13 protein-coding genes are annotated in these 12,625 nt (G+C 72.5%); 9 read left to right on the top strand and 4 right to left on the bottom strand.

What is annotated here, in order from left to right:
• The first annotated feature begins 37 nt into the window (after positions 1-37).
• Positions 38-262, top strand: a complete 225-nt coding sequence (locus ACWGPE_RS06870) for a DUF3107 domain-containing protein (protein WP_231430543.1) — start codon at positions 38-40, stop codon at positions 260-262.
• 2 nt (positions 263-264) lie between these two features.
• Positions 265-570: a hypothetical protein gene (locus ACWGPE_RS06875; protein ID WP_231430541.1), complete on the top strand. Its 306-nt coding sequence runs from the start codon at positions 265-267 to the stop codon at positions 568-570.
• A 54-nt stretch (positions 571-624) separates the two neighbouring features.
• Here the strand turns inward: ACWGPE_RS06875 and ACWGPE_RS06880 are convergent, their stop codons facing one another.
• Positions 625-1,341 carry a ferritin-like fold-containing protein gene (locus ACWGPE_RS06880; protein ID WP_231430539.1) on the bottom strand — a complete coding sequence of 239 codons (717 nt, stop codon included), beginning with the start codon at positions 1,339-1,341 and terminating at the stop codon, positions 625-627.
• A gap of 144 nt (positions 1,342-1,485) precedes the next feature.
• Between ACWGPE_RS06880 and ACWGPE_RS06885 the strand changes: the two genes are divergently transcribed.
• Positions 1,486-2,979, top strand: coding sequence for a DEAD/DEAH box helicase (locus tag ACWGPE_RS06885; RefSeq protein ID WP_231430538.1), 1,494 nt, complete (start codon positions 1,486-1,488; stop codon positions 2,977-2,979).
• A gap of 108 nt (positions 2,980-3,087) precedes the next feature.
• Here ACWGPE_RS06885 and ACWGPE_RS06890 read toward each other — a convergent pair whose 3' ends face one another.
• Positions 3,088-3,963, bottom strand: a complete 876-nt coding sequence (locus ACWGPE_RS06890) for a PHP domain-containing protein (protein WP_231430537.1) — start codon at positions 3,961-3,963, stop codon at positions 3,088-3,090.
• A 67-nt stretch (positions 3,964-4,030) separates the two neighbouring features.
• Between ACWGPE_RS06890 and ACWGPE_RS06895 the strand changes: the two genes are divergently transcribed.
• Both ACWGPE_RS06895 and ACWGPE_RS06900 read left to right on the top strand, forming a co-directional pair.
• The gene (locus tag ACWGPE_RS06895; RefSeq protein ID WP_231430536.1) at positions 4,031-5,080 is read left to right on the top strand and encodes an endonuclease/exonuclease/phosphatase family protein; all 1,050 of its coding nucleotides are present in this window, start codon (positions 4,031-4,033) and stop codon (positions 5,078-5,080) included.
• 50 nt (positions 5,081-5,130) lie between these two features.
• The gene (locus ACWGPE_RS06900) at positions 5,131-6,705 is read left to right on the top strand and encodes an aminopeptidase P family protein (RefSeq protein WP_231430534.1); all 1,575 of its coding nucleotides are present in this window, start codon (positions 5,131-5,133) and stop codon (positions 6,703-6,705) included.
• Positions 6,706-6,784: 79 nt separating this feature from the next.
• On the opposite strand, the gene ACWGPE_RS06905 is transcribed toward ACWGPE_RS06900, so the two are convergent.
• On the bottom strand, positions 6,785-7,153 hold the full coding sequence (locus tag ACWGPE_RS06905; RefSeq protein WP_231430532.1) for a TIGR02611 family protein: 369 nt from the start codon (positions 7,151-7,153) through the stop codon (positions 6,785-6,787).
• Positions 7,154-7,263: 110 nt separating this feature from the next.
• Between ACWGPE_RS06905 and ACWGPE_RS06910 the strand changes: the two genes are divergently transcribed.
• Positions 7,264-8,697: a M1 family metallopeptidase gene (locus tag ACWGPE_RS06910; protein WP_231430530.1), complete on the top strand. Its 1,434-nt coding sequence runs from the start codon at positions 7,264-7,266 to the stop codon at positions 8,695-8,697.
• A gap of 9 nt (positions 8,698-8,706) precedes the next feature.
• On the opposite strand, the gene ACWGPE_RS06915 is transcribed toward ACWGPE_RS06910, so the two are convergent.
• On the bottom strand, positions 8,707-9,462 hold the full coding sequence (locus ACWGPE_RS06915) for a general stress protein (RefSeq protein ID WP_376931411.1): 756 nt from the start codon (positions 9,460-9,462) through the stop codon (positions 8,707-8,709).
• 78 nt (positions 9,463-9,540) lie between these two features.
• Between ACWGPE_RS06915 and ACWGPE_RS06920 the strand changes: the two genes are divergently transcribed.
• From ACWGPE_RS06920 to ACWGPE_RS06930, 3 genes are read left to right on the top strand one after another with little or no spacing between them, the layout of a single operon-like run.
• Positions 9,541-10,869 carry a magnesium transporter MgtE N-terminal domain-containing protein gene (locus ACWGPE_RS06920; RefSeq protein ID WP_231430526.1) on the top strand — a complete coding sequence of 443 codons (1,329 nt, stop codon included), beginning with the start codon at positions 9,541-9,543 and terminating at the stop codon, positions 10,867-10,869.
• Positions 10,856-11,374: a DUF1003 domain-containing protein gene (locus tag ACWGPE_RS06925; RefSeq protein ID WP_231430524.1), complete on the top strand. Its 519-nt coding sequence runs from the start codon at positions 10,856-10,858 to the stop codon at positions 11,372-11,374. The genes ACWGPE_RS06920 and ACWGPE_RS06925 overlap by 14 nt, the downstream gene beginning before the upstream one ends.
• Entirely contained in the window at positions 11,364-12,554 is a 1,191-nt protein-coding gene (locus ACWGPE_RS06930; RefSeq protein WP_231430522.1) for an Mrp/NBP35 family ATP-binding protein, read from the top strand. The genes ACWGPE_RS06925 and ACWGPE_RS06930 overlap by 11 nt, the downstream gene beginning before the upstream one ends.
• The last annotated feature ends 71 nt before the right edge of the window (positions 12,555-12,625 follow it).

The raw sequence follows: 12,625 nt of genomic DNA on the forward strand, positions 1-12,625 counted from the left end.
GATGTGTAGGGTTTCAGCAAGAGCAGAAAGGCGTACCGTGGACGTTCGCATCGGCATCCAGAACTCCCCCCGTGAACTCGGGTTCGAGACCTCCCAGTCGGCCGCCGAGGTCGAGCAGGCGGTCGCCGCGGCGCTCGCCGGGCAGGCCCCCCTGCTGAAGCTCGCCGATGACAAGGGCACCGTGTACGTCGTGCCCGCTGCTGCGCTCGCGTACGTCGAGATCGGCTCGGAGGAGTCGCGTCGCGTCGGATTCGTCGCCTGACGATGGAACTCCTCTTCGTCACGCTCGGCGGCGCCATCATCGGCATCGCCGCGCACTTCCTCTTCCCGCTCCGCAAGCTGCGGGGCGTCGCACTCGTGCCGGCGATCGGCGCGGGCGTCGCCGCCGTGGTCTGGGTGGCGCTCACCTGGCTCGGCTGGCCGTGGGACGGCGGATGGATCTGGGTCGTGTCGCTCGCCGCATCGGCGATCGCGTCCGCGGCCTCGGCCTGGCTCATCGGGCCTGGTCGCCAGAAGGCCGACGACGCCCGCTTCGAGCACCTCTCCCGGCACGGGCTCGGCAAGGCCTGACGGGCGTACCTGCCCGATCCGAACTCGTCCGTGCCCTCTGGCACGGGGGCGGTGTCAGGCCGTGAGCCCGAGCGCGTCCATGCGGCGGGTGTGCTCCGCGATGAGCTCGGTGAACACCGGCTCGACGCGATCGCCCGTGCGGTCCGCCGGCTCCGAGCCCCGCAGCGCCGAGCGCGCGATGAGCAGCGTGTCGCCGACGATGCTGCGTCCCCAGAGCGCGAGCCGGTCGGCGAGACCCGGTTCTGCCTCGATCGCGGCACGCAGTTCGGCGTCGAGCACCTCGCCGATCCCGCCGACGGCGAGGATCGACCGCACCCGCGCACGCAGTTCGACCGGCAGTCCCTCGGCCAGGCGGGTGAAGTAGTCGTCGAGCATGCCCGACGTCACGTGGATGCCGAGCATGAGCTCGTACTGGTCGGCGCCCGCGGTCGACTGCCCGAGCCGATCCGTCGCGGGCGCGAACGGCGCCATCACCGCGTCGGGTTCGACGTCCAGCCTGCGCAGCTCGGCGATGAGGTCGTGGTGCTTGCGCAGCGCGACGCCGGCTGCCGAGCTCAGCCGCTCCTTCGAGTGCATGGCCGCTGCGCCGATCACCGCCTGCGACAGGCTCTCGAAGAACTCGAGCTGGATGTACGCGGCCTGGCCGAGGAACGGCACCGGGTCGGGGACGAGCTCGGTGAAGTCGACCTTGGTGACCTCCGTCGGCGCGACCCGCGGACGCAGCCGCGGCAGCTCTTGACGCACGCCGCGCCGCTTGGACCAGAACACCACGCGAACAGCCTATCCGAGGCTCACAGGGAGTCTCCGATAGGGTGGTGGGGCATGCGGACGCTGGATCCGCGGCCGTGCGCCCGGGGATGAGTCGAGGCGCACCTTCCGACCTTCACTCTCGAAGCACGACCGACAGGCAGATCTTTGACCACTTTCACCGACCTCGGCATCGCGTCCGACATCGTCGACGCGCTCGCGGGCAAGGGCATCATCGATGCCTTCCCCATTCAGGAGCAGACCATCCCCCTCGCCCTCACCGGGCAGGACATCATCGGCCAGGCCAAGACCGGCACGGGCAAGACCTTCGGGTTCGGCCTGCCGCTCATCCAGCGCCTCGGCGACGACCCCGAGCACGGCGTCAAGGCGCTCGTCGTGGTGCCGACGCGCGAGCTCTGCGTGCAGGTGACCGAGGACCTCGAGCTCGCCACCTCGAACCGGCCCACGAAGATCGTGTCGATCTACGGCGGCAAGGCCTACGAAGGGCAGATCGAGCAGCTCAAGGCCGGCGCGCAGATCGTCGTCGGCACGCCGGGCCGCCTCATCGACCTCGCGAACCAGCGCCTCCTCTCGCTCGCCGACGTGCGCGAGGTCGTGCTCGACGAGGCCGACAAGATGCTCGACCTCGGCTTCCTCGCCGACATCGAGAAGATCTTCTCGAAGGTGCCCGCCGTGCGGCACACCATGCTCTTCTCGGCCACGATGCCGGGGCCGATCGTCGCGCTCGCCCGCCGCTTCATGTCGAAGCCGATCCACATCCGGGCGACCGACCCCGACGAGGGCCTCACGCAGGCGAACATCAAGCACCTCGTCTACCGCGCGCACTCGCTCGACAAGGACGAGGTGATCTCGCGCATCCTCCAGGCCGACGGCCGCGGCAAGACCGTCATCTTCACGCGCACGAAGCGTGCCGCCGCGAAGCTCGTCGAAGAGCTCAACGACCGCGGCTTCAACGCGGCCGCCGTGCACGGCGACCTCAACCAGGACCAGCGCGAACGCGCGATGGCCGCGTTCAAGGCGGGCAAGAAGGACATCCTGATCGCCACGGATGTCGCGGCCCGCGGCATCGACGTCGACGACGTGACCCACGTCATCAACCACACCATCCCCGACGACGACAAGACCTACCTGCACCGCGCGGGCCGCACCGGCCGCGCCGGCAAGACCGGCATCGCCGTCACGTTCGTCGACTGGGACGACCTGCACAAGTGGGCGCTCATCAACCGCGCCCTCGAGTTCGGCCAGCCCGAACCGACCGAGACCTACTCGTCGAGCCCGCACCTCTACACCGACCTCGACATCCCCGCCGGGACGAAGGGCCGCCTGAAGCCCGCCGCCCCCGCGGCGAGCGCGACGCGCTCGAGCACGGCCGGCCGGACCGAGGGCGACGCCGAGCGTGCTCCGCGCAGCCGCAACCGCCGTCGCACCCGCAACGGCGTGCCCGCGGGTGACGGCCAGGCGGTCGAGACCTCGGGCCAGACCTCCAAGGATGCCTCGGAGAAGGCTGCCGGCACCGGCACGCACGATGGCAAGGGCAAGGAGCACCACGACGGCAACGCCGCGCCTCGCCGTCGCCGTCGGCGGCGCGGCGGCAGCTCGGGCGGCGGGCAGACCGCCGCACCGGCGGCGCCGCAGGGCTGACCCCGACACCTCCACCTCGCGAGCGCGCAGGCCCCGTCGATGACGGGCGCCCGCGCGCTCGCGGCGTCTCAGCGCCCCACGAGTCGACGCGCTTCCGACGCCGCGGGCCTATTCGGGCGGCAGCACCGGCGCGCTGCCGCGCGCCTCGGCGACGAGCCGAGCGACCACGTCGGCCGCCGTGCGGCACTCCCCCAGGCGGTTCGGCTTGCCCGCGCCGTGGTAGTCGCTCGACCCGGTGATCTCGAGCCCGAACCTCGCCGCCAGTTCGCGCAGCCGGGGCTTGGCGTCGGCGCGGTTCTCGGGGTGGTCGACCTCGAGGCCGAACAGTCCGGCGTCGACGAGCTTGGCGAGGCGAGCGGGCGGCACGACCTGTTCGGCGCCGCGTGTGCCGGGGTGCGCGAGCACGGGCACGCCCCCGGCGGCGCGGATGAGGCGCACGCCCGTGAGCGGGTCGGGCGCGTAGTGCGGCTGGGCGTACCCGGCCCGAGGGTGCAGGATGCCGGCGAAGGCCGCCGAACGGGTCGCCGCATGCCCTCGGGCGACGAGCGCGTCGGCGATGTGGGGCCGTCCGATCGTCGCCCCCTCGACGGTCTGGTCGAGCACGTCGCTCCAGCTGAGGTCGTAGTCGCGCGCGATGCGCCGCACGATCTCCTCGGCGCGGGTGAGACGCGACTCGCGGATGCGAGCGGTCTCGGCGAGCAACGGCTCGTCGAGCGGGTCGACGAGGTAACCGAGCAGGTGCACGCTCGTGAACCCCTCGCGGGTCGACAGCTCCATGCCGGGGATGAGCGCGACGCCCGTCCCGGGCACCGCGGCGGCCGCCTCGGCCCAGCCGCTCGTCGAATCGTGATCGGTGAGCGCGACGGCCCGGAGCCCGGCGGCCGCCGCCTGCCGCATCAGTTCCGCCGGCGACTCGGTGCCGTCGGACACCACCGAGTGGGTGTGCAGATCGGCCTCGCCGATCGCGGCAGGAGCTCGCGACATCCCCCTATCGTATCGAGGGCGCCGTTCTCGGGGCCCTCTCAGAACCCGGCCCCGTAGGGTGGGTGGAATGCTCCCCCGCATCCTCGGCTGGGTCGTGATCGTCGGCACGGCCGCCCTCGCCGCCGTGCTCCTCTGGCCTCAGGCGTTCGGCTTGCAGAACCAGTGGATCGCGGCGCACGTCGTGGCGCTGCGCGGGGTCGCCGCCGTCTGCGGGGCGATCGTCGCGGTGCTGTTCCTCCTCCTCGCGATCCCGCGCCGCGGTCGTCGCTTCGCGATCGCCATGGCGATCGTGTTCGCCGTGTTCACCGCGGGCCAGGTCGCGGTGCTCGCGGTGCGTGGCACGGGCGGCGCGGCCACCGCCGCTGCCGACGACCGCGCGGCGGATGCCTCGGGGCCCGAGGCGTCCGTCACGGTGCTGTCGTGGAACACCCTCGGCGAGGTGCCCGACGCGTCGACGATCGCGGAGCTCGCCCTCACGGAGGGCGCCGACGTCGTCGTGCTGCCCGAGACGACCGACTCGCTCGGTGAGGAGGTCGCGATCGCGATGCGCGAGGGCGGCTCGCCGATGTGGGTGCACACGCAGGCGTACGACGACATCGCGAAGGCCCGGTCGACGACCCTGCTCATCAGCCCGGAGCTCGGCGACTACGAGGTCGTCTCGGCCGACTACCCAGGCCCGCCGGGCAATACGAACACGCTGCCGAGCGTCGTGGCCGACCCGATCTCGGGCGACGGGCCGCGCATCGTGGCCGTGCACGCGGTCGCGCCGATCCGCTGGGAGCTGCGGAACTGGCGCAGCGACCTCGACTGGCTCGCCGAGCAGTGCACCGGCGAGAACGTGATCATGGCGGGCGACTTCAACGCGACGGTCGACCACTTCGCCGGGCGCGGCATCGACGGCGGCGACCTGGGGCGCTGCCGGGATGCCTCGGTGCAGGCGCGCGCCGCGGCGCTCGGCACCTGGCCCACCGACCTGCCGCCGCTGCTCGGCAGCCCGATCGACCATGTGCTCGCGACGCCCGGCTGGGCGGTCGAGGACTTCCGCGTGATCGAGTCGCTCGACGACGCCGGCAGCGACCACCGCCCGGTCGTGGCGACGCTGACCCGGGCGGGTTGACGAGCCCCGGACCATCCGCCAGCACTCGGGGCCGGTGCGAGAATGGGGGCATGGCGAACTCGAGCGACACCTCCACCACCGAGACCGCGGCAGCGGCGAACCCCTCCGGCGACGAGGCCGGACGCAACGCGAACCGGTCGACCACGCCGGGCTCCGAGGGCTTCAAGGCGTTCATCTCGAACGGTTGGGCCGAACGCGCCGAGACGCTGCCCGAGGCGCGCCCCCAGGCCGCGTACGCCGCCGCGCGCCGCGCGAAGGTCTCGGCCGAGTTCCCGGGCCGGCGGCTCGTCATCCCGGCCGGCGACATGAAGCAGCGGGCGAACGACACCGACTACCCCTACCGGGCGCACTCGGCGTTCGCGCACCTCACCGGCTGGGGGTCCGACTCCGAGCCCGGCGCGGTGCTCGTGCTCGAGCCCACCGGCGACGCCGGGCACGAGGCGACCGTCTACTTCCGCGAGCGCGCGGGTCGCGACTCCGAGGAGTTCTACGCGAACGCGGCGATCGGCGAGTTCTGGATCGGCCCGCGCCCGTCGCTCGCCCACGTCGCGGCCGACCTCGCGGTCGCGACCCGCGACATCAGCGCCTTCGACGCCGTGGTCGACCGGATCGACACCGCGACGCTCGTGGTGCGCGAGGCCGATGCCGCGCTCACCGAGCGCGTCGACCACGCCCGCATCCGATTCGCGGCCGAGCGCGTGCTCAGCGAGAACGCGCAGGACGCGGCGTTCTCGCTGGAGGTGGGCGACGAGCACGAGCCCGACGGCGAGCTCGCGCGCGTCGTGAGCGAACTGCGACTCGTGAAGGACGACTTCGAGGTCGCCGAGATGCGGGCGGCGATCGCAGCCACCGAGCGCGGCTTCGGCGAGGTGCTCGCCGAGCTCCCCCGCATCACCTCCGAGGTGCGCGGCGAGCGCGTCATCGAGGGCGTCTTCGCGACCCGGGCTCGGCTCGACGGCAACGACGTGGGCTACGGCTCGATCGCCGCGGCGGGCCCGCACGCGACGATCCTGCACTGGACCCGCAACGACGGGCCCGTCGTGCCGGGCGATCTCGTGCTGCTCGACGCCGGCGTCGAGATGGACACGTACTACACGGCCGACATCACCCGGACGTTCCCGGTCAACGGCACCTTCTCGCCCGTGCAGCGCCAGGTCTACGAGGCGGTGCTCGAGGCAGCCGACGCGGCGTTCGCGATCGTGAGGCCGGGCATCGTGTTCCGCGAGGTGCACGCCGCGGCGATGCAGGTGATCGCGCGCAAGACGGCCGAGTGGGGCTTCCTGCCCGTGTCGGCCGAGGAGTCCCTCGAACCCGAGAACCAGTTCCACCGCCGCTACATGGTGCACGGCACGAGCCACCACCTCGGGCTCGACGTGCACGACTGCGCGCAGGCCCGCCGCGAGCTCTACATGGACGGCGTGGTCGAAGCCGGCATGATCTTCACGATCGAGCCGGGCCTGTACTTCCAGCCCGACGACCTGACCGTGCCCGAGGAGTTCCGCGGCATCGGCGTGCGCATCGAGGACGACATCCTCGTCACGGCGGACGGCGCCGAGAACCTCTCGGTGCGCATTCCGCGCACCGCCGACGAGGTCGAGGCCTGGGTGCGCGGCGCGAGCCGCTGAACGATGCGTTCGCTCCCGCCGTCATCGGGCGTGCACTCGCCGTCGCACGGGCGGTGAGTGCACGCCCGACGCTCGCAGATCAGGTGCGCTCGACCGTCGCCCGCCTCGCCCGCCACCAGGCCCAGAACCGGGCGAGCTGACGCTTCGTGAACGCCGCGGCGCGCTTCGCCCAGGCGAACTCGGTGCCGAGGATCGCGAGACCGAGGAAGACGACGAGCCAGCCGGGGCCGGGGAGCGGTACGAGCAGGAGGCCGGCCACCGTCACGATGCCGCCGAGCACCCCGACGAGCACGCGGTAGGCGCGCTGCAGGCCCGGGCGGCGACCGATCGCCTGCCGCAGCCGCCGCAGCGCCCGACGGATGGGTCGGTCGGGCCGCTCGGCAGCGGCGATCTCATCCGCGATCTCGAGTTCGAGGGCGGGCCGCGAGGCGTCTCGTCCGGTGGTCATGCGCGTCACGATATATCGCGAGTCTGGGAGCTCCCCGGGTCTGGCGGGTCGCGCCGGGGCACGGCTAGGGTCGGGACGAACCCCGATCGCACCAACGTGCTGGAGGATCCATGTCGCACCGCCGCAGCACCCTCGCCGTTCTCGGCGCCGCGGGCCTCGCCCTCGCCGTCGCCACTGCCCCCGCCGTCGCCTCCGCCGCACCGGGCGAGCCCGGCGCACCCCGGTACAGCGCCGGCTCCGACGGTGCGGGCGACCCGTACTTCCCGCTCGCGGGCAACGGCGGCATCGACCTCGTGCACCTCGGACTCGACCTCGACTACACCCCGCCCGCACCCGAGCCGGCCCCGCTCGAAGGGCAGCTCGACGGCGTCGCGACGATCGACCTGCGCGCGACGCAGGACCTCGACCGGTTCGACCTCGACCTCCGTGGGCTCACGGCGACGACGGTCACGGTCGACGGTCACGCCGCGCGATTCGAACAGACCGACAACGAACTCGTGATCACCCCGCGGCCGAAGCTGAAGCGCGGGCACGACGCCCGCGTCGTCGTCGAGTACGGCGGCACGACGACGAGGCCCACCGACATCGAAGGCGCGCTCTACGGCTGGGTGACGACCCGCGACGGCGCCATGGTCGTGTCGGAGCCCGACGGCGCCGCGACCTGGTTCCCGGTCAGCGACCACCCGACCGACAAGGCCGCCTACGACTTCGAGATCACGGTCCCCGAGGGGCTCGTCGCCGTCGCGAACGGCAGCCTCACCGGGTCGGACACGGCCGACGGTCGCACCACCTGGACGTGGCACGCTCCCGACCCGATGGCGGCGTACCTGGCCACCGCGAGCGTCGGCGACTACGTGCTCGACGACTACACGACCGCCGACGGCCTCCGCATCATCGACGCCGTCGACCCGGCGCTCCCGGCGTCCGCATCGGCCGCGCTCGCGCTCACGCCGCAGATGATCGACTTCTTCGACGACCGCTTCGGGCCGTACCCGTTCGTCGCGTACGGCGCGATCGTCGACGACGACTCGGTCGGCTACGCGCTCGAGACCCAGACCCGCTCGTTCTTCTCGCGCCGCGCCGCCGAGGGCACCGTCGCGCACGAGCTCGCCCATCAGTGGATGGGCGACCACGTGAGCCCCGGCCGCTGGGCCGACATCTGGCTCAACGAGGGCTGGGCGACGTACGCGTCCTGGATGTGGGCCGAGCACCAGGGTCGCGCCACCGCCGACGAGAGCTTCGACGAGGTGATGTCGATTCCGGCCGACGACGAGTTCTGGAGCCTCGTCGTCGCCGATCCGCAGCCGCTCGGCCTGTTCGCCGACCCCGTCTACGACCGCGGCGCCGCGACGCTGCACGCCCTGCGCGTCGAGATCGGCGACGACGCCTTCTTCGAGCTCGCGAAGGAGTGGGTCGACCGCTACGGAGGAGGCAGCGCGACGACGGCCGACTTCACGGCGCTCGCCGAGGAGGTCTCGGGGGCCGACCTCGACACCCTCTTCGCAGCGTGGCTCTTCACGCCCCAGAAGCCGACGACCTGGTAGGCCGGTCGGTCAGGCGCCGTCGCCCTCCGAGGCGCGACGGCGCGCCGCATCGGCTTCACGAGCGGCACGGCGCGCGGCATCCTGCGCCTCGCCGTACGTGAGGCCCTGCGGTTCGTCACCCTGGCCTGTTGCCGAGCCGGATGTCTCGTCGCCGGCGCCCGTCGTCGCGTCGCCGTCGCGCGGAGTCGGAGCCGGCGCGGCAGGCGGGGCCGACGCGGGCGTCGGGGTCGGTGCGGGCGGCGCCGCCGCGGCCGGGACCGCAGGGGCGACGTCGCTCGCGGTGCCGAGCAGGTTGCGCGCCCGGGCGACGTGCGACGGATCGGTGATGATGATCGCGTAGCGCCTTGCGAGCACCTGGATGTTCGACGTGAAGTCGCGACGGCGCCGGTTCACGGAGTACGTGACGACGCTGAAGATCATGCCGAACCCGGCACCGATGAGCACGGCGGCGCCGAGGATGCCGAGCGAGGCGCCGCTGGGCGCGAAGATGAAGAACAGCAACCCGAGGAAGAGGCCGAACCACGCCCCCGAGATCGCGCCGGCGCCGGCGGCCCGGCTCCACGTGAGCCGTCCGGTGATGCGCTCGACCGTCGTCAGGTCGGTGCCGATGATCGCCAGTTCCTTCACGGGGAACTCGGCCTTCGACAGGCGGTCGACGGCGTCTTGCGCCTCGGCGTAGGTCTCGAAGCCCGCGACCGTCTCGCCCTTCGGCATGGTCGGGAGCTCGCGGCCCGCGCGGCCGCCGAACGGCGTCTGGTTCGTCACCCGGCCATTGTCCCACGATGCGGGCCGGGTCGCCCGGATGGCGCCGCCGCCGAGGCATCCGGGGGCTAAGTTTGTAGCGTGAGCGCCACGAGAGTCTTCGTCGCCCGACTCGCCGGGTGCGCCGTCTTCGACCCCAACGGCGATCGAGTGGGCAAGGTGCGCGACGTCCTCGTCGTGTACCGCAAGAGCGACCCGCCGCGCGTGGTCGGGCTCATCGTCGAGATCCCGGGCAAGCGCCGCGTCTTCGTCTCGATCGGGCGCGTCACCTCGATCGGCGGCGGCCAGATCATCACGACGGGCCTCATCAACCTTCGCCGCTTCGAGCAGCGCGGCGGCGAGGTGCGCGTGATCGCCGAGATGCTCGGTCGCAAGGTCGGCTTCAACGACGGCTCGGGCACGGCCACCATCGAGGACGTCGCGATCGAGGAGCAGGAGCCCGGCGAGTGGGAGGTCGACCAGCTGTTCGTGCGTCGCCCCAAGGGCGCCTCGCCGTTCTCGAAGGGGCAGTCGGCGTACGTCACCTGGCGCGAGGTTCGCGAGCAGGTCGCGAAGGGCGAGGCCCAGTCGGCCGAACAGCTCATCGCGACGTACTCCGAGCTGAAGCCCGCCGACCTCGCTTCGACGCTGCTCGACCTGCCGGCGCAGCGCCGGCAGGAGGTCGCCGAGGAGCTGCCCGACGACCGTCTCGCCGACGTGCTGGAGGAGATGCCCGAGTCCGATCAGGTCGACATCCTCGCCGGTCTCGGCGACGACCGCGCGGCCGACGTGCTCGACCACATGCAGCCCGACGACGCGGCCGACCTCATCGCACAGCTGCCCGAAGAGCGCGGCGAGCACCTGCTCGAGCTGATGGAGCCCGAAGAGGCAGAAGACGTGCGGTTCCTGCTGTCGTACGGCCCCGACACGGCCGGCGGCCTCATGACGACCGAGCCGATCATCGTCTCGGCCGACGCGACCGTCGCCGAGGGGCTCGCGCTCATCCGCCGGCACGACCTGCCGCCCGCGCTCGGCGCGGCGGTCTGCGTCACGCTGCCGCCGTACGAGCCGCCGACGGGCCGGTTCCTCGGCATCGTGCACTTCCAGCGGATGCTGCGCTACCCGCCGCACGAGCGGCTCGGCACCCTCATCGACCAGGGCCTCGAACCCGTGACCGCCGACACCTCGGCCGCCGAGGTCAGCCGCATCCTCGCGAGCTACGACCTCGTCTCGGTGCCGGTGGTCGACGAGAAGCATCGACTCGTCGGGGTGGTGACGATTGACGACGTGCTCGACTACCTGCTGCCCGATGACTGGCGAAGTCACCCCGAGGAGGACGAGCTGGCCAAGCGCAGCACGGCGCGGGCGCAGCTGACGACGGGAAGCATCCCGATCCCATACGGAAGGAGGGGCGCAGATGGCACGCGCTGAGTCGGAAGACCGTCGATTCGACACGCCGAAGGGCATCCGCCGCACCGCCACCTTCCGCGGTTCGGGCGACAGCGACCGCTTCGGCCGCTTCACCGAGTGGGTGGCCCGCGGCATGGGCACGCCCGGCTTCCTCGTCGGGCTGTCGGTGTTCGCGATCGGCTGGATGGCGTGGAACACCTTCGCTCCCTCCGCCTGGCGCTTCGATGACATCGCGATCGGCTTCACGGCGCTCACCCTCATGCTCTCGCTGCAGGCGTCGTACGCGGCACCGCTGATCCTGCTCGCGCAGAACCGGCAGGACGACCGCGACCGCGTGCAGATCGAGCAGGACCGGCAGCGCGCCGAGCGCAACCTCGCCGACACCGAGTACCTCGCACGCGAGGTGGTCGCCCTGCGACTCGCCGTGAAGGAGCTCGCGTCGAAGGAGTTCATCCGCTCCGAGCTGCGCGCGATGCTCGACGAGCTCGACCGCCGCGACGAGGAGGAATCCGAACATGCCGGCTGACGCCGCCTCGGGCGACGCGGCGCTGCTCGAGGAGGCGGTGCGGCGCGTGCTCGCCTCCGTCATCGACCCCGAGATCCGCAAGCCCGTCACCGAACTCGACATGGTCGACCGCGTGGTCGCCCGCGAGGGCGGTCGCGTCGAGGTCGGCATCCGGCTGACGATCGTCGGGTGTCCCGCATCGGATCGCATCGAACGCGACGTGCGCCAGGCGGCCGAGTCGATCGTCGGGGCCGGCAACGCCGACGTGGAGCTCTCGGTCATGACGCCCGAGCAGCGGGCCGCCCTCACCGAACGCCTTCGCGGCGGCCGCGCCGCCCGCGGCAATCCGTTCGGCCCCGGCACCCTGACGAAGGTGCTCGCGGTCACGAGCGGCAAGGGCGGCGTCGGCAAGTCGACCGTCACGGCGAACCTCGCCGTCGCCCTCGCGGCGCGCGGGCTCGCGGTCGGGCTCATCGACGCCGACGTGCACGGGTTCTCGATCCCGGGCCTCCTCGGCCTCGTCGACGACGACGGCCTCGCGGCCCGGCCGACCCGGGTCGACGAGATGATCCTGCCGCCCGTCGCGCACGGCGTGAAGGTCATCTCGATCGGCATGTTCATCGAGCCGGCCGAGCCCGGGGCGCGCGCCTCGTCGACGGCCGTCGCCTGGCGCGGGCCGATGCTGCACCGCACGCTCTCGCAGTTCCTCACCGACGTGTACTTCGGCGACCTCGACGTGCTGCTCGTCGACCTTCCGCCCGGGACGGGCGACATCGCCATCTCGCTCGGCCAGCTGCTGCCGAACGCCGAGGTCGTCGTCGTCACGACGCCGCAGGCCGCCGCGGCCGACGTCGCCGAGCGATCGGGCGTCGTCGCGCGCCAGACCGGCCAGCGCATCGTCGGCGTGATCGAGAACATGGCGGGCCTCGTGCAGCCCGACGGGCAGGTGCTCGAGCTCTTCGGGTCGGGCGGCGGCGAGCTCGTCGCCGAGCGGCTCTCGGCCGGTCAGCCCGAGCCCGTGCCGCTGCTCGCGAGCGTGCCCCTCAGCATGGCGCTTCGCCAGGGCGGCGACGACGGCGTGCCCGTCGTCGTGTCGGCGCCCGACGACCCGGCCGCGCGCGCGATCGAGGCGGTCGCCGCACGCCTGGCCGGGATGCCTCGCGACCTCGCGGGCCGCCGCCTCGACGTCTCGGTGCGCTGAGCGCGAGCCGCTGGTCGACGAGCGCGCGCTCGGCCGACGGACACGTCACCGCTGAGGACAAGCTGCCCGCA

The organism is Agromyces sp. NPDC055658, from assembly GCF_053618155.1.

Coding starts and splice junctions, on each gene's coding strand:
- ACWGPE_RS06875 (WP_231430541.1), top strand. CDS start 265: ATGGAACTCCTCTTCGTCACGCTCGGCGGCGCCATCATCGGCATCGCC.
- ACWGPE_RS06890 (WP_231430537.1), bottom strand. CDS start 3,963: ATGTCGCGAGCTCCTGCCGCGATCGGCGAGGCCGATCTGCACACCCAC.
- ACWGPE_RS06895 (WP_231430536.1), top strand. CDS start 4,031: ATGCTCCCCCGCATCCTCGGCTGGGTCGTGATCGTCGGCACGGCCGCC.
- ACWGPE_RS06900 (WP_231430534.1), top strand. CDS start 5,131: ATGGCGAACTCGAGCGACACCTCCACCACCGAGACCGCGGCAGCGGCG.
- ACWGPE_RS06905 (WP_231430532.1), bottom strand. CDS start 7,153: ATGACCACCGGACGAGACGCCTCGCGGCCCGCCCTCGAACTCGAGATC.
- ACWGPE_RS06910 (WP_231430530.1), top strand. CDS start 7,264: ATGTCGCACCGCCGCAGCACCCTCGCCGTTCTCGGCGCCGCGGGCCTC.
- ACWGPE_RS06925 (WP_231430524.1), top strand. CDS start 10,856: ATGGCACGCGCTGAGTCGGAAGACCGTCGATTCGACACGCCGAAGGGC.
- ACWGPE_RS06930 (WP_231430522.1), top strand. CDS start 11,364: ATGCCGGCTGACGCCGCCTCGGGCGACGCGGCGCTGCTCGAGGAGGCG.